Consider the following 15,955-nt stretch of genomic DNA (forward strand, 5'->3'; position numbering starts at 1 on the left):
GCCGAGGTGCTGTCGGGTCCATGTTCGATGCGGAATCGCCAGGAGGCGCACCATGACCGTGAAACAAGAGCGCGCCGTACTCACTCGCGAGAAAATTATCGCGGGGGCTGCGGACGTTTTCTATCGGCAGGGTTTCGGCGGGGCCACGCTCTCGGACATCACGGCCGCCGCCGGAGTGACCAAGGGTGCCCTGTACTTTCATTTCCAGTCCAAGGAGCACGTCGCCCTCGCCGTGATCGGAGCGGAACACGAGATCGCGACAGCTGCCGCGACGGCGATACTCGGCTCGACAAGTGGGCCGCTTGAGTCAATGCTCAGGCTCTGCAGCGATCTGGCCGGACGATTGACCACCGACCCCATCGTCCGAGCCGGCATCCGCCTCACAACTGAAACCTCGACTTTCGATCGGTCGATGGCGCGACCATACGAAGACTGGCTTGCGACCTTCGAGGCACTGACTCGGGCCGCCACGGAGGCTGGCGAAGTCCGCGCAGGCACCGACGCCGAGAAGCTGGCGCACTTCATCATTCCCGCTTTCACGGGGGTCCAGATGGTTTCGGATGTCTTCACCGAACGTGCCGACCTCCGGCGGCGCGTACGAGAAATGTGGGAGATTCTCTTGCCCGCAATCGTGCCTTCCGAAAATCAGAATTCCATCGAGCGGATGCTGGAAGCGGCTTTCCCGATTCGGTAAGGTCTCATTCGTGGGCCGACAGGACGACTGCACTCCCGAGCACACTCCGGGGAACTCACGAGAGGGATTCCCGGTGCGCACGCCCAGACCGTCGTCGGGGCCGGGACGGTCGCGGAGAGAGCCTGAGCGCTGCGTGCATTCCATTTCGAAACTGGAGGAGTACGTTGCGATCATGCAGCGGACAGGAGTGAATCGTGGATGCGACCAGAATCGCGGGTATGACCTCGATGCCTGAGCTGTTTGCCGTGGCTGCGGATGCACTGAACGCCCTGACCGGGCTGGAGGCGCGCCTGTACGAGCCTCTCCTGGCGGCGTTGCCCGTGGACGGGGCGTCCGTCTCGACGTTCGGCGACATTCCTGCCGCTGAAACGATTTCGGACAGTGACGCCCAGTCGTTTCGTCTCGACGAGTTGCAATTCGATCTTGGCGAGGGTCCCTGTTGGGACGCACTGGAGACCGCGGCTCCGGTTCTCGAGCCTGACATCCGCGAACGGCCGAACCGGACATGGCCGGCCTTCTCGGAAGCGACCCTTGCCGATGACCTCGGTGGGGTCTTTGCTTTTCCCTTGATCCTGGGGCCTGTGCGCATTGGTGCGATCGATCTGTACACCAACCGCCCCTATCGTCTCAGCTCTCAGAGCGTCCAGCAGATTTCGAGCCTTGCGACCGTGGTCAGTCGTCTGGTCCTCTCTCGAGCCATCAGACTGTCCCACAGCGAGATCGAAAGCGAGCCCGACGGCGCCACTCGCCAGAAATTCTCTCGTCGCGAGATTCATCAAGCCACCGGCATGGTCCTGGCGCAACTGAGAATTCCTGCCGCGGATGCCCTCCTCGTCATGCAGGGCCATGCTTTTTCAGCTGGCCGGTCAATGGCCGAGATTGCGGGAGAAATCATTGACCGGCGATTGAGTTTCGCGGTAATCGAGAGCCAGATCGAAGGGTCCCATGATTGATGGCACGAGAGAGGACCGTTTGATCAACACGTTCGCGACCCTCGCCGACACGCTTGTGGCCGACTACGACGTGGTCGATCTCCTGCAGACCCTGGTCGAGAGTTGCACTGATCTCTTCGACATTGCGGCCGCTGGCATTCTCTTGGCCGACGCCGATGGCGAATTGGAAGTTGTCGCTTCGACGAGCGAGGCGAGCAGGCTTGTCGAGGTCATGCAACTGAGTGCTCGGGCGGGCCCGTGCGTGGAATGCTTTGCCACCGGCGCTGTCGTATCCCTGACGGACGTTGAGGAGAGTCCGCCCGCGTGGCAGCGCTTTCGGGACAGCGCACGCGAGCAGGGTTTTGCCGGGGTCTTCGCCATACCGTTACGGCTGCGGGAGACGACAATCGGAGCCCTCAACCTGCTGTCCAACGTTCCCGGTGCACTGCGCCAGCAGGACATGCGGGCCTCTCAGGCGCTGGCCGACGTTGCCACGATCGGAATCCTGCAGGAGCGTACGCTCCGGGAAAGCATGTCGGTCCGGGAACAACTGACGAATGCGTTGACCTCCCGGGTGGTCATCGAGCAGGCCAAGGGTGTGCTCGCGCATTCCCGCGGCGTGTCGATGGAGGAAGCGTTCACCCTGCTGAGGACGTACGCCCGTGCAAACCGCCTGCTGCTCTCACGCGTCGCCCAAGGACTTGTCGAGCAGACACTCGTGATCTGAGTGGACCTCCCGCCGACCGTCTGCACGCTGAACCACGAGGAGAGGGATGTCCATGGACTTCGAGCAGGTCATTTCGGCCGGCGTACAGGTCGTCGAGGCTGCCGGCGCACTCATCATGGTGCTCGGCGGGGCTCTGGCTTTCGCGGTCGCCCTTTCGCGCGTGCTGCGGAGCTCCACCCGTGCCCAGGCGTACGTGGGCCTCCGTCGTGATCTGGGCCGGGCCATCCTTCTCGGCCTCGAGGCCCTGATCGTGGCCGACATCATCCGGACCATCCTCGTCGAACCGACCGTCCAGAGCGTCGTCGTCCTGGCCGTGATCGTCGTGATCCGTGTTGTGTTGAGCTTCTCGCTCGAAGTCGAAATGGACGGGGTATGGCCGTGGTCACGCTGGCGGGTCGATCGCGTCTCGTCGGTCACCCCGCAGCCGGCCGCCCAGTAGCCCCGTGGCGGTCGGTTCCGGAGCACGCCGCGGCTGCTTCAGACCTGGGTCATGCCGTCGCCCAGGATCAGGGCACCGAGCATCAGGGCTACGACAACGGTGACGGTCTGGGATGGGTTGATGATGCGCTTCTTGCGCGCCTCGAGGGGTTTGATCATCGTCTGCGGGGACGCCAGCGTGAGGATCACAGGGACCGCGACACTGGACACCCCGATGACCGTGTAGACGAGGATGCAGATCACCAATTCGGCAAGCGGGAGCGCGTGCGCGCTGAGGGCGAGCCCGGCCGCAGTGCCGAGGACGAGGGCCTTCGGCCGGATATTGAGCACAAGTCCGACCCCGGCACAGGAGACGGGCCCGAGGGTCGCGATCCGGTTGAGCCAAGCGGGTTCGGCCAGCCGGGGATTCTGGCGAGCCAGGGAGCGCCTCACCCCTCGCGCCGGGGCTCCGGGGCTTGCGTGGCTGTCGGGCGGGGAGATGAGGGCGGCTTCGCTTTCCGCGCATTCTTGCCTGCGACATCCGCCGCCTTCATGACATGTCGGGTCTCGACTGTCTGGCCGAACGCCGGCCTGACCCACGCGATGTCGGGATCGGAGCCGACGAGGAACGTTCGGGCGAGCAGAGTGAGCGGGATCGCGAGGATGGCGCCGATGGGTCGATCACGACGGCCCAGAGGGCGATGGCGTTGAGCACCCTCTGCACTATTCCGAGCCCGGTTGTGACGATCATGTAGCGGCGGAGGTTCGCGGCGTAGATCTTCAGGTCATCGACGAGCCCCGGCCTGCGCTGGTCCAGTTGCCCGAGGATAGTGCTGGCATCTGAGGCATCCGACGACATCAGGATCAGCATGGTCAGCACGATGACCAGGAATCCGATGATGCCGAAGAAGCTGCCGAGGAGCCCGGTGAGATAGGGGACGAATTGGGTGGGCGTGAAGTCACGGGTCATGGACCGGATCTGTGCGGCACTGATGCCGATCGTGTTGAGGAATTCGCTGATGGAGGCGCCGAGGGACCCGATCTCTTCCGCGCAGGCCGGCAGCAGGGCCACGAACTGGGGAACGGCCACGATCACGACATAGATGAAGCCGGACAGGAGAGCGAAGACGACGAGGATCACGGTGCCGGTCGGCAGGCCGTGCGGTACTCCGCGCTTTTCCAGGCGCACCCGGACGGGATGAGCGCAGATGGACAGCACAAGAGTGAGCAGGACCGGCGCCAGAATGCCGCGGATGCTGCTCATCCCGATCGCCGTGATCGTCGCGGCTGCGAGGCCGACCAGGAGCAGCGTCCCTCGGGGATACCGGGGCAGGGGCAGGGGCGTGGGATCGGGTCCGACGATGCTCATAGTTGTCCCGCCATCTTCTTCGATGGGCGTCCATCGAATGGCTCCACCAACGATTCACTGGAAAAAGTATTCCCATTTCGTGCGCTCAGGGTCGTCTCCATGTTTCTCGACTTCGGCACCGCGAAGCTAGTCTGAGAGGAACGAACCAGAGCGGGGGAGACGGATGCTGTCAGGCGAGCTGTTGAGTGAGGCATACGGTCGGGTCGGCGGCGTGGTGCGTTCGGTGTTGCGGCAGGCCGGACCGGCACTGCTCGAATACCGGGCGGACCAGGAGGCGAATTCGATCGCCTGGCTGGTCTGGCACCTGACCCGGGTGCAGGACGGACACGTTTCCGAACTGCTCGGCGAGGACCAGGTCTGGATCAGCGGCGGCTGGGCCGCCAGGTTCGACCTGCCGTTCGCGATCACCGAGACCGGATACGGGCAGACCGCGGAACAGGTCGGTGGCGTCCGGGCCAGTGCCGAACTGCTCGGCGGGTACTTCGACGCCGTGCACGGCCGAACCCTTGCCTATCTTCCGACGCTGACCCCGGAGGACCTCGACCGGATCGTCGACACCTCGTGGAACCCGCCCGTGACCCTCGGAGCCCGGTTGGTGAGCGTGCTGGCCGACGACCTGCAGCACGCGGGCCAGGCCGCGTTCGTGCGTGGTCTGGCGGTCCGTTCCGGGGCCTGACCCCGCCGTGCGCCAGAGCGCCGTTCCTCCCGCCGCCGGCGCAATGCCTGCCGGGACCCGAGCGCGCGTGCCGCTGTGGCTCAGGGTCCTCCTGTCGACGGCCCTGCTCTTCGCCATCATCTGGTTCGTCGTCGTGCCGCAGTTCGCCGGCGTCGAGGCCGCCCTCGCGTCGCTTGAAAGCGTCTCGCTGCCGCTCGTGCTCCTGGCCGCTGCCCTCCAGCTGTCCTCGTTGCTCTCCTTCAGCGCGTTGACCGCCGCAGTGCTCGGACCCGTCCGGCCGGGCTACTTCACCCTGCTCCGGATCGACCTCGCGGACCTCGGGGTGAACCACGTGGTGCCCGGCGGAGGCGCGACGGCAGCCGCGGTGCGCTTCCGGCTCCTCGTCCGCGCCGGAGTGCGATCCGGCGCTGCGCTCACCACGGCGACCATCGAGACCACCGTTTCGAACCTCGTGCTCGGGATCGTGTTCGCCGGCGGGATCCTGCTGTCGATCACGACCCTTGTCGTCACGGGCACGTACATCGTGGCAGGGACGGTGGTGCTGGTCCTGCTCGTCGGCGCGTGCGCCGGCGTCTGGTTCCTGACCCGCCGGACAGAGCTTGTCGTGCGTGGAGCGCTCCGGGTGGCGGCGCGCGTGCCGCTGATCTCCGAGGATCGAGTCGAGGTCTTCGTTCGCAGTGTGGCGGCGCAGGTCCTCGAGCTCGTCACAGACCGACGGCGGATGTCCGTCTCGCTCGGCCTCGCCGGCGCGAACTGGCTGCTCGACGCGGCTTCGCTCGCAATCCTGCTTGCCGCGTTCGGGCATCCGCTTGCCATCGGCCCACTGCTGGCGGTCTACGGGCTCGGCGGGCTCCTCGCGCTCCTGCCGTTGACCCCGGGAGGCCTCGGTATCGTCGAGGGTGTGCTCGTGCCCGCCCTCGTCGCGGTCGGCACTCCGCACGCGACGGCGCTGCTCGCCGTTGTCGGCTGGCGGTTGCTCGAGTTCTGGCTTCCGATCCCGCTCGGTCTCGCCGCCTACGTGTCGCTGCGGTTCGGCGTGCGCCGGCGGCGTCCTGCCGTTCCCTGAGAGTTACGGGCGCGGTATGCGCATCCAGGAATATTCGTTCTCTGGTCGCCCAGGCGTCCCGTAGCGCGGAGAGCGCAGAACGGTTCCGGTGTCCGCGAGGTACTCGAGGTACCGGCGCGCCGTCACCCGGGAGATCCCGAGTGCGTCGGTGACCTCGCTCGAGGAGACCGGGGACTCCTGCTCCTTGAGGAAGTCGACGACGGCCGCAAGGGTGCCTTCCGCGAGTCCCTTCGGACGGGGAAGCTCGACGGGCGCGCGCAGGCTCGCGAATGCAAGGTCGACGTCCGACTGGTTGGTGACCCGGGATTGCGTGCCGAGCTGGATCCGGAAGTCCCGGTACTGGCCGAGCTTCTGCGCGAAGGTCGCGTAGGTGAATGGCTTGATGAGGTATTGGACGATGCCTGCTGCCACTGCGCCGCGCACGATCATCAGATCGCGCACCGCCGTGATCGCGATGATGTCCGTCATCAGTCCGGCCGAACGCATTCGGCGGCTGACGTCGAGGCCGTGGAGGTCGGGGAGCGTCATGTCCATCAGGACCAGGTCGATGGGGTTGCCCGCGGACTCAGCTTCTGCCAGCGACCGCAGGGCGGACTGTCCGTCCCGCGCGGTTCCGGCGTGCACGAAGCCTGCCAGGCGACCGAGATAGACCGCGTGGGCTTTCGCCGCGATGGCCTCGTCTTCGACGACGAGCACGCGGATGTCCGCGTCAGGCATCGTGGGGATCCCTCCCTCCGGTGGGGCGCACGCCGGCGACGTCCGCTGAGGGTGTCCGGCAGGGAAGCGTGACCGTGAAGACAGCGCCCCTCCGAAATCCGATGGTCAGGGTGCCGCCGAGCCGGTTGACGGTCTGTTGCACCAGTGCGAGGCCGAGTCCACGCCCGAACTCTCCGGGTTCCTTGGTGCTGAAGCCGCGGCGAAGCACGTCGTCGAGCGTTTCCGGATCGACGCCACGGCCGCTGTCGGCGACCTCGACGACGACGGTGGCCGCACCGATGTGCACGGAGAGGTGGACCTCCCGCGGCGCCGCGGCGTCCATGGCGGCGTCGAGGGCGTTGTCGATCAGGTTGCCCACTATCGTGACGAGGTCCCGGGCCTGCAGCCCGATATCGGACAGGCTGCCGGTGGCCTCGACGGCGAGGATGACTTCGAGCTCGCTGGCCTGGGCGAATTTGCCCATCAGCAGTGCGCTCAGCACGGGCTCGTCGACCGACGTGACCACCTCGTCCGTCAGCATCTGGCCGAGTTCGAGGTCCCTGGTCGCGAATTCCAGTGCGTCTGCGGTGCGGCCGAGTTCCATCAACGAGACGATCGTGTGCAGCCGGTTGGCATGCTCGTGCGTCTGGGCCCGCAAGGCGCCGGACAGGGTCTGCATGGACTGCAGCTCGCTGCCGAGGGACTGCAGATCGGTGTGGTCGCGGATCGTGGCGACCCACCCCATCGGCGTCGATTTCCCACGGCCGCTCACGGGTGGCGTGAGTGCGGGCTGCTGGCTGACGACGAGCACCCGGGTGCGGGTGAGGTGGATCTCATCCTGCACGGGTCGGCCGCTGCGGAGCAGGTCCCCGAGTCCCGCCGGGAGTTCGAGCTCGCCCAGGGTCGGGGCGGCGGCACCGCCCCTCGGATTCGCCGGTCGGGACGGGATGCCGAGAAGCTCGGCGGCCTGGTCGTTGTAGAGCACGAGATCGCCCTTCAGATCAACGAGGACGAGACCTTCCCGTACGGAATGCAGCACGGAGTCGTAGTACACGAACAACTGGGCGAGCTGTTCCGGTCCCCAGCCCAGGGTGACTCTGCGGAGGTAGCGCCCGATCAGGGACGTGACGAGCGCGCCGGCCACCAGGAGGGCGAGTGCCAGGCCCAGGACAGCGGGCAGTCGGGCGGTCAGCGCGATCGACAGGTTGCTGGTCTTCACCCCGGCGGCGACGAGCGCGCGGACGGCGCCCTGCGCATCGACGACCGGCACGACCGCGCGGACGGACGGACCCAGGGTTCCCGTCGTGACCTCGGTGAACGGCGTTCCCGCCAGGGCCGGCGCGATGGTGCCGATGTACGGCCGACCGATTTCCGACTCGGTGGGGTGAGTCCATCTGGTCCGGTCCGGCGCCATGATCGTGATGAAGTCGAGCCCCGCCTTCTGCGTGACGCTGAGGGCATAGGGCTGCAGGAGTGCGCTCGGATCCGGGGCCCCGCTGGCCTCCAGGACGAGCGGGTTCTCCGCGATGGCCGTCGCGACCGACAGCATCCGGCTCTCGGCTTCGGCGTAGCCGCGATCGCGAGCGTCGATGAACAGTGCCGTGCCGACGGAGGCGGTCAGCGCGACGATGAAGAAGGAATGGGCTAGGAAGAGCCGGCGCGCGATACTCCACTCGCGGATCATGGCGTGCCGCCCTTCTCACCTCGATGTGAATGAAATCGTCTATGCGCCGCGCGTGAACAATATGACCGCAACCGTGACGCAACGTGCCCCGTCGACCATTCTGAAACGCACAACACCAGACAAAGGAGTCTCTCATGGCAGCGCTGCGAGCCACACGTCCGGTCCGGCCGACGAAACCGATCGACACGTCCCACTACCTGTACATCGCGGTCGTCGTGGCCGTCGTGCTCGGCATCACCGTCGGCCTGCTTTTCGGCGGGAAGGACGGCTTCGCGGTCTCGCTCAAGCCGCTCGGCGACGTGTTCATCGCACTCATCAAGATGATGATCTCGCCGATCATCTTCTGCACGATCGTGATCGGCATCGGCTCGATCGCGAGGGCCGCGACCGTCGGCCGGATCGGCGGACTGGCTCTCGGGTACTTCCTCGTCATGTCGACGTTCGCGCTCGGAATCGGGCTGCTGGTCGGCAACCTGATCCACCCCGGCGCAGGGCTCGACCTGAAAGCGGCCGCGGCATACGTCCCGCCGGCGGCCGCGGATTCGCAGGGCTTCTTCCTCGGCATCATCCCGACGACGCTGTTCTCGTCCTTGACGAGCGGCAACATCCTGCAGACCCTCTTCGTCGCCCTGATCGCCGGGTTCGCCCTGCAGAAGATGGGCAGGGCGGGCAAGCCGATACTCGAGGCGATAGCGAACGTGCAGGCCCTCGTCTTCCGGATCCTGATCATGGTGATGTGGCTCGCTCCGATCGGCGCGTTCGGCGCCATCGCGGCGGTCGTGGGTGCGACGGGATTCCAGGCGGTCGTCAGTCTCTTCACCCTGATGGGCGCCTTCTACCTCACCTGTATCCTCTTCATCGTCGTCATCCTCGGCGGGCTGCTGAAGATTTCCACCGGCGTGAGCATCTTCAAGCTGATGCGATACCTCGGCCGTGAATACCTGTTGATCTTCTCGACGTCGTCGTCGGAGGCGGCGTTGCCCCGGCTGATTGCGAAAATGGAGCACCTCGGTGTCTCGAAGCCGGTCGTCGGCGTCACCGTGCCGACGGGATACTCCTTCAACCTCGACGGCACCGCCATCTACCTGACGATGGCTTCCCTCTTCATCGCCACAGCGATGGGCCAGCCGCTCGCGCTCGGCGAGCAGATCGGCCTGCTTGTGTTCATGATCATCGCGTCGAAGGGAGCGGCCGGCGTGTCCGGTGCCGGTCTCGCGACCCTCGCTGCGGGGCTGCAGGCCCACGCCCCGCAGCTGCTCGGCGGTGTCGGCTTCATCGTCGGCATCGACCGGTTCATGTCGGAGGCGCGCGCACTCACGAACTTCACCGGCAATGCCGTGGCCACCGTTCTGATCGGCTCCTGGACCCGGGAGATCGACAGGGCCCAGGTCGACCGGGTCCTCGACCGCCTGGAGCCGTTCGACGAGACCACGATGATGGCGCACACCATCGACCCCACCCCCGCGGAGCGGTCCGTTGCGGCAGAACGGGCGGCGCAGTCTGCGGTGCTCGAAGACGCCAGGCACTGACCCAGGCCCACCTGGTGCGCGGCGCCGGGCCCGCCCCCTTCGAGGGCGGGCCCGCCGTGGCGCATCCGTCTTCTCGCCGGGGGAGGATAGTCTCGGAATCAGCGCCGCCGGAGGCGCCTGACCGGGGGACCGAGAAGAAGATGACGGAGATGCCCGACCTCACGTCGAAGGAAACCGCGAGACTGAACCCGGAGCCTCCCGAGGCGACGACGCTCGCGGACTTCGCGAGCAGCAGCGCCGGTGAGGTGCTGAGCCGACTCGGGTCAACGGCTGCGGGCCTGACCGGCGTTGAGGCAGCTCGTCGGCTCGCCTCGACCGGACCCAATGCGGTGCGCACGCACAAGGCAGGTCCCCTGTCCGTGCTCGGCAGGCAATTGCGCAGTCCCATCCTCATCCTCCTGATCGTGACCGCCGCCCTGTCGCTTCTCCTCGGAGACGTCACCAACTCCATCGTGATCGGCGTCATCCTCCTGGCGAGCGTCGGGCTCGGCTTCAGCAATGAGTACCGGGCCGAGCTCGCCGCCGAGGCGCTGCATTCGCGGGTGACGCACAAGGCCGTCGCCGTCAGGGACGGCTCCCTGGTCGAGATCGATGTCGTCGACATCGTTCCCGGCGACATCCTCCACCTGTCCCTCGGCGCCGTCGTCCCCGCCGACATCCGCTTGCTCTCGTGTGAGGACCTGCTCTGCGACGAGAGCATCCTGACCGGGGAATCACTGCCGGTGGACAAGTCGCCGGAATCCATCCCCGGCGGAGCGGCGCTCGGCGACCTGAACTCCTGCGTGCTGATGGGCACGGTCATCCAGTCTGGAAGCTGCGTCGGCGTGGTCGTCTACACGGGCGCCCACGCCGAATTCGGGCGCATCGCACTCGGCCTCGGCACCCGGCAGCCGCAGACTGAGTTCGAGCTCGGCCTCCGGCGTTTCTCGCTGCTGCTGCTCCAGGTGGCCATCGGGTTGACGACGCTCATCTTCGTCGCAAACCTGCTTCTCCAGCGCCCCCTGCTCGAGTCCCTGCTGTTCTCGCTCGCGATCGCGGTCGGGATCACCCCCCAGCTCCTGCCCGCCGTCGTCTCCACTAGCCTCGCCACCGGGACCAGGGAGCTTGCGAAGCGCAAGGTCCTGGTCAAGCGCCTGGTCTCGATCGAGGACCTCGGCGACATGGACGTGCTCGTCACGGACAAGACGGGAACCCTGACCGAGGGGAAGATCTCCTTCACGACGGCGCTCCCTGCTGCCCCCCATGTGGACGCGGGAGATGTCCTCCGGTACGGGCTGCTCGCGACCGAGGTCGACTACTCGACGGGCACGGTGTCGACGGTCGGCCAGAACCCGCTCGACGTGGCCGTCTGGGCCGCACCGGAGGCCCCGGCCTCGCAGGTGTCCGAGTACACCCGGCTCGATGTGATTCCGTTCGACCATGAGCGCCGGATGACAAGCGTGCTCGTGCGAGACCCGGCAGGGACGGTCACCCTCGTCACCAAGGGTTCGCCCGAGGATGTGCTCCGGGTCTGCCGCGACGTGGCACCGGCCGCCCGGAACCTGCTTGACCAGCAATACGCGAAGGGCAGCCGCGTGGTCGCGGTGGCGACCCGGACAGCCTCCGGGCTCACGGGCATCCGCCCGGCCGATGAGAACGACCTCACCCTCGCCGGGTTCCTCATCTTCCTCGACCGCCCGAAGCAGAGCGCGCGGGTTTCGCTGAAGCGGCTCGAGACCCTGGGCATCTCCGTGAAGATCGCGACGGGGGATAACGCCCGGGTCGCGGAGAAGGTGTGCGGCGACCTCGGCCTTGAGTCGGGGGGCACCCTGACGGGCAGGGAGATCGACGCCCTGACGGATGCCGAACTCGCGGTCCGTGCGGAGGACGCGAGCATCTTCGCCCGGGTGTCCCCGGAGCAGAAGTCCCGGCTCATCCACGCCCTGCGGGCGAACGGGCGTGCCGTCGGTTTCCTCGGCGACGGCGTCAACGACGCCCTTGCCCTGCACGGAGCCGACATCGGGATCTCGGTGGACAGCGCAACGGATGTCGCCAAGGACGCCGCGGATGTCGTGCTGCTCGACAAGGACCTCGGAGTGCTGGCCGACGGGGTGATGGAAGGTCGACGGATCTTCGCGAACACGATCAAATACGTGCTGATGGGCACCTCGAGCAATTTCGGCAACATGTTCAGCGCGGCGACGGCATCCGTCGTGCTCAGCTTTCTGCCGATGCTGCCCGGGCAGATCCTGCTGAACAACCTTCTCTACGACGCCGGCCAGCTCGCCATTCCCGGCGACCGGGTCGACAAGGAGCAGCTGCTCGCGCCCTCGCACTGGGACATCGGGTACATCCGGCGCTTCATGTTCCTGTTCGGCCCGATCAGCTCGCTCTTCGACTTCGCGACCTTCGCGCTGATGCTCCTGGTCTTCCAGGCCGCGCCCGGAGAGTTCCGGGCGGGGTGGTTCATCGAATCGCTGGCCACGCAGACGCTTATTATTTTCGCGATCCGCACCCGACGGGTGCCGTTCCTGCGTAGCAGGGCCTCTCGAGGGCTCACCATCTCGGCGTTCTCCGTTGTCGCGATCGGCATGTACCTGCCGTTCTCTCCGCTCGCCGGAGTCCTCGGCTTCGACCCCCTGCCGCTGCCGTTCTTCCTTGCCCTGGCCGGGATGACCGTGCTGTACCTCGTCCTGGTCGAGTTCGCCAAGCAGTGGTTCTTCAGCCGCCCCGCGCAGCAGCCGACGGCCACCCGTCAGCGGGTCTCGAGCCACCACCTTGCCCGGCGGGCGGCCCGCTTCAGCGTCGTGGAACCGGGGGCGGTCGTCGCCAGGCGACGGTCGGCCTCGCGGCGCAGACGTGCCAGGGCCGGGCGGAAATAGCCTCACGACGGAGGCGGATCCTGGCGGAGGCTGATCAGGGACTCATCAGGGAGCGGATCACGAGGCGAGGGCGGCTACGATCGAGTCGGCCCACTGGCGGGCCCGGTCGAGCTCCCCGTCGGCGAGCGGTCCGGTCTTGCCGTCGACGATGAAACACGTCGGCCCGGCCAGGATGTGGGCCCCTGCGGGCTTGAGCCTGCGGGTCACCCTCCCTGCGGCGCCCCCGTGCAGGGGCGAGTGGACCCGGGTGTCGAAGGCGGCAGCCTGGATACCGCGCAGGGTGCCGGGGTGCAACTGGTCGAGGAAGGCTTGCATCCGCGGTGATGGACGCCAGCCGTTGATCGGGCAGCCGACGAAGAGGAGATCCACTCCGGTCAGGCTGTCCGGGCTGATGGTCGAAACGGACACCGCACTGCCGCCGATCGCATCCGCGATGGTCCCTGCAACGGATTCGGTGGTGCCGTAGGTGGAATCGAAGACAACGATCGCGCTCACGAGCGGCCTCCAGTCGGAAACGACGGTTCGGATGCTCTCAGTGTGGTCCCGGCGGGTGGGCGGGTCGAGGCTCGCTCGTGCCGGAGAAATACCCAGAACGGGTGTCACGCGGGTGAGATCAGTCGTCGAGGCCGCGCGCGACGAGGGCCTCGCCGATCGCATCCGCTGCGTACAGGGAGCGCACGACGACCGGCACCGCGAGCGCGAGCAGGGAGCCCTGGGTGCCGCGGGCCCTGCGTGCCTCGAGCACCTCGGTGACGATCTCGGCGACGAGGGGGATGCAGCGCAGCGTGATCGCAACGAGCAGTCCGACCCTGTCGGCATCGACCCAGCGATCGAAAGGGCGGAGCAGCCGCTGGAACCCCTCGAGGACCGCCGTGACGGTGGTCGTGAGCGTGAAGAGCGCGGCGAGGGCGACGGCCGCGAGCAGCCGCCCGGCCATGAGCGCCGCCGGGACCCAGCCCGCCAGGAGCGCCTGGATCGGCACGGCGATCAGGAGGATCCACAGGATCGGACCGATCTGCTGCCAGGCCGCGCGCGCAGGCACGCCGGCCCCGAGATACAGGCCGGCGATGATACCGAGCGCGACCAGGAGCTGCCACGGTTCGCCGAGAATGCCGACCCAGAGCACCCCGGCCGACAGGACGGCCAGCTTGAGCAGGGTCGGCGCCCGGTGGAGGAGTGAATGCCCGGGGGAGTAGAGGCCGATCATGCCAGCAATGCCCGGTAGGCATCGATGGCCACGGCCGGTGCGCCGTCCGCGACGACCGTGCCGTCCTCGATGCAGATCACCCTGTCGAAGTCTTCGAGCAGGTCGAGCTGATGGGTGACCACGATCACCTGCTGGGTCATGGCCCGGAAGAGGTCGGCGATGCGCCGGGAATTGCGGGCGTCCAGGAGTGTTGTCGGCTCGTCGGCCACGACGACCTGCGGCTCGCCGACGAGGACAGCGGCGAGGGCGAGCAATTGCTTCTGGCCGCCGGAGAGCCGATGCGCCGGATGGGCGGCGTGGCCGCTGAGCCCGAAGCGGTCGAGTGCCGCCTGGGTGCGGCCGGCGATCTCGGCGGCACTCAGCCCGCGTTTGCGGAGGCTGAACGCGACGTCCTCCTCGACGGTGGGCATCACGATCTGGTTGTCGGGATTGGTGAAGATGAAGCCGACCCTGCGCCGTACTTCGCGCGCGTTCTTCGCGACGAGGAGCCCGTCGACCGTGACGGTGCCGGCATCCGGTGTGATGAGCCCGTTGATCAGGCGGACGAGGGTGGATTTGCCCGAGCCGTTCGCGCCCACGATCCCGATGCGGCGTTCAGCGAGGGTGAGGCTCAGGTCGCGGAGCACGCTGCGGTCCCCGAAGGAGTGCGACACCCCGTCGAAGACGATCGTGCTCACGGTGGCCTACTCGTCCGAGGCCCGGGCCGAGGTCGCGGCCGAGGTCGTGGTCGTGGTCGCGGTAGAGGTCGTGGTCGCGGACGACGCGGTGACCGCTCGGCGGCGGGGGACGAGCCCCGGGTATGCGCGGTGCACCTGCCGGGCGACGAGCACGGTGACCACGGCCTTAATCGCGTCTCCGGGCAGGAACTTCGAGGCGTCGATCAGGGCGCCCCAGATCGGGAGGTGCAGGGTGAACGCCGTGACGGGAACGCCGATGGCGTAGATCACGACGATGCCGCCGAGCACGGTCGCGCCGAGGGCGGGCCAGAGCGGGTATTTCGGGAGCAGCCGGCCGGTGAGGTACCCGATCACGAGCACGCCGAGGAGCCAGCCGTAGAGATATCCCGCGGACGGCGAGGTCGTGAACCAGGCGAGGCCGCCACGGCCGCCGGCGAGCAGCGGCAGCCCTGCCGCGGTGAGGGCGAGGAAGAGCAGCACGGCGAAGAAGCCCTTGCGGGCCCCGAGGACCGCGCCGGTGAGCATCACGCCGAGGGTCTGCAGGGTGATCGGTACCGCGATCACGCCGAGGGAGAGGGGTCCGGGGACGCCGAGGGCCGCGATCAGCGCGGCGAAGATGGCGATTTGCGCGAGGTCGCGCACGGTCAGGGTTCTGGCGGTCATGGTTTTCAATGTACGAGCAGGGCGGGGGCGGTTTCCAGATGAGACCTACAAAGAATCCGGCGGATCTCTATCGGCCGGCGCCGGAAACGGCCGTGGCGGCGGCCTCGTTGCCCGTCCTGGCAAGCCGGGCGCCCCGATCCTCCATCGCCGTGATCGCATCGGCGGCATCGTCGTAATCTACGCGACCGGCCAGTCCGTCGACGGGAACCTCCGTGCGGTAACGCAGCACCAGGCCGTCCCGCAACAGGTCGGCCTCGATCGCGGCGACCGTGCCGAGCATCCCGGCATCCGTCGGATCATGGAAGCCCACCTGGGGAAGCACGAGCAGGGAGGCGTCCACCTCTGTGCCGCCGAAGTACTGGGTGTATGTGCGAGTACTGGGTGTATGTGCGGAGTTCGGCGTTGAAGCCCCGCTGCTCGATGTCGCTGCGGATCTCGTCTCAGAGGGCGGTCCAGCGTTCGACGGGGCCGTCGACGCCGAATTCGGTACAGCCCCGCACCATCGGTCGAAGGCCGCCCAGACCACCACGCAGGAGTGGGTGAATTCGCGGGCCGGCCCGCGCACCTCCCAGATGCCCTGGTCCGGCCGGCCGTCACCGTGCGGCATGAAGTCGAGGACCTCGACACGTCCGGTCGGGGTCGTCCAGACCTGGGCCAGGATAAAGATGCCGTCGACATAGCTGCGCGTGCTCGGTGCAGCGGGGTCTGCCGGGGCGAGCAGCCAGCGCCCGTGGTCCTCGGTGCCAGGAGCGCGCCG

Annotated in this window: 17 protein-coding genes; 8 read left to right on the forward strand and 9 right to left on the reverse strand. The window is 67.4% G+C overall.

The window, feature by feature from the left end:
• The first annotated feature begins 52 nt into the window (after positions 1 to 52).
• From RCH22_RS02795 to RCH22_RS02810, 4 genes are all read left to right on the forward strand, one after another.
• Entirely contained in the window at positions 53 to 694 is a 642-nt protein-coding gene (locus RCH22_RS02795; protein ID WP_327012745.1) for a ScbR family autoregulator-binding transcription factor, read from the forward strand.
• A gap of 194 nt (positions 695 to 888) precedes the next feature.
• Positions 889 to 1,647, forward strand: coding sequence for a GAF and ANTAR domain-containing protein (locus RCH22_RS02800; protein WP_327012746.1), 759 nt, complete (start codon positions 889 to 891; stop codon positions 1,645 to 1,647).
• Entirely contained in the window at positions 1,640 to 2,353 is a 714-nt protein-coding gene (locus RCH22_RS02805; protein ID WP_327012747.1) for a GAF and ANTAR domain-containing protein, read from the forward strand. Before RCH22_RS02800 ends, RCH22_RS02805 begins: the two co-directional genes overlap by 8 nt.
• A 52-nt stretch (positions 2,354 to 2,405) precedes the next feature.
• Complete coding sequence (locus tag RCH22_RS02810; RefSeq protein ID WP_327012748.1) at positions 2,406 to 2,792, forward strand: DUF1622 domain-containing protein; 387 nt, start codon at positions 2,406 to 2,408, stop codon at positions 2,790 to 2,792.
• A gap of 38 nt (positions 2,793 to 2,830) precedes the next feature.
• Here RCH22_RS02810 and RCH22_RS02815 read toward each other — a convergent pair whose 3' ends face one another.
• The gene (locus RCH22_RS02815; protein ID WP_327012749.1) at positions 2,831 to 3,223 is read right to left on the reverse strand and encodes a GAP family protein; all 393 of its coding nucleotides are present in this window, start codon (positions 3,221 to 3,223) and stop codon (positions 2,831 to 2,833) included.
• 97 nt (positions 3,224 to 3,320) lie between these two features.
• Positions 3,321 to 4,139, reverse strand: a complete 819-nt coding sequence (locus tag RCH22_RS02820; protein ID WP_327012750.1) for an AI-2E family transporter — start codon at positions 4,137 to 4,139, stop codon at positions 3,321 to 3,323.
• A 163-nt stretch (positions 4,140 to 4,302) separates the two neighbouring features.
• Between RCH22_RS02820 and RCH22_RS02825 the strand changes: the two genes are divergently transcribed.
• Together RCH22_RS02825 and RCH22_RS02830 are read left to right on the forward strand one after the other, a co-directional pair.
• Entirely contained in the window at positions 4,303 to 4,815 is a 513-nt protein-coding gene (locus tag RCH22_RS02825; RefSeq protein ID WP_327012751.1) for a DinB family protein, read from the forward strand.
• A complete protein-coding gene (locus RCH22_RS02830) occupies positions 4,787 to 5,881 on the forward strand; it encodes a YbhN family protein (protein WP_327012752.1) in 1,095 nt (364 codons plus the stop codon). Before RCH22_RS02825 ends, RCH22_RS02830 begins: the two co-directional genes overlap by 29 nt.
• Positions 5,882 to 5,884: 3 nt before the next feature.
• Here the strand turns inward: RCH22_RS02830 and RCH22_RS02835 are convergent, their stop codons facing one another.
• Both RCH22_RS02835 and RCH22_RS02840 read right to left on the reverse strand, forming a co-directional pair.
• Positions 5,885 to 6,598, reverse strand: a complete 714-nt coding sequence (locus tag RCH22_RS02835) for a response regulator (protein WP_327012753.1) — start codon at positions 6,596 to 6,598, stop codon at positions 5,885 to 5,887.
• A complete protein-coding gene (locus RCH22_RS02840) occupies positions 6,591 to 8,261 on the reverse strand; it encodes a sensor histidine kinase (RefSeq protein WP_327012754.1) in 1,671 nt (556 codons plus the stop codon). The genes RCH22_RS02835 and RCH22_RS02840 overlap by 8 nt, the downstream gene beginning before the upstream one ends.
• A gap of 134 nt (positions 8,262 to 8,395) precedes the next feature.
• Here RCH22_RS02840 and RCH22_RS02845 point away from each other — a divergent pair, with 134 nt between their 5' ends.
• On the forward strand, positions 8,396 to 9,790 hold the full coding sequence (locus tag RCH22_RS02845; protein WP_327012755.1) for a cation:dicarboxylate symporter family transporter: 1,395 nt from the start codon (positions 8,396 to 8,398) through the stop codon (positions 9,788 to 9,790).
• A 149-nt stretch (positions 9,791 to 9,939) separates the two neighbouring features.
• A complete protein-coding gene (mgtA, locus tag RCH22_RS02850; protein ID WP_327012756.1) occupies positions 9,940 to 12,651 on the forward strand; it encodes a magnesium-translocating P-type ATPase in 2,712 nt (903 codons plus the stop codon).
• 57 nt (positions 12,652 to 12,708) lie between these two features.
• On the opposite strand, the gene RCH22_RS02855 is transcribed toward mgtA, so the two are convergent.
• From RCH22_RS02855 to RCH22_RS02875, 5 genes are all read right to left on the reverse strand, one after another.
• The gene (locus RCH22_RS02855) at positions 12,709 to 13,146 is read right to left on the reverse strand and encodes a flavodoxin domain-containing protein (RefSeq protein WP_327012757.1); all 438 of its coding nucleotides are present in this window, start codon (positions 13,144 to 13,146) and stop codon (positions 12,709 to 12,711) included.
• Positions 13,147 to 13,264: 118 nt separating this feature from the next.
• Positions 13,265 to 13,858, reverse strand: a complete 594-nt coding sequence (locus RCH22_RS02860) for an energy-coupling factor transporter transmembrane protein EcfT (RefSeq protein WP_327012758.1) — start codon at positions 13,856 to 13,858, stop codon at positions 13,265 to 13,267.
• Positions 13,855 to 14,535: an ABC transporter ATP-binding protein gene (locus RCH22_RS02865; RefSeq protein WP_327012759.1), complete on the reverse strand. Its 681-nt coding sequence runs from the start codon at positions 14,533 to 14,535 to the stop codon at positions 13,855 to 13,857. Before RCH22_RS02865 ends, RCH22_RS02860 begins: the two co-directional genes overlap by 4 nt.
• Before the next feature lie 6 nt (positions 14,536 to 14,541).
• On the reverse strand, positions 14,542 to 15,198 hold the full coding sequence (locus RCH22_RS02870) for a biotin transporter BioY (RefSeq protein WP_327012760.1): 657 nt from the start codon (positions 15,196 to 15,198) through the stop codon (positions 14,542 to 14,544).
• A gap of 67 nt (positions 15,199 to 15,265) precedes the next feature.
• Positions 15,266 to 15,805 (reverse strand): glycoside hydrolase family 15 protein, encoded by a 540-nt coding sequence (locus tag RCH22_RS02875; protein ID WP_327012761.1) that lies wholly within the window; start codon positions 15,803 to 15,805, stop codon positions 15,266 to 15,268.
• Positions 15,806 to 15,955: the final 150 nt, after the last annotated feature.

It is taken from the genome of Cryobacterium sp. GrIS_2_6, assembly GCF_035984545.1.
In the GTDB taxonomy this organism is placed as follows: Bacteria; Actinomycetota; Actinomycetes; order Actinomycetales; family Microbacteriaceae; genus Cryobacterium.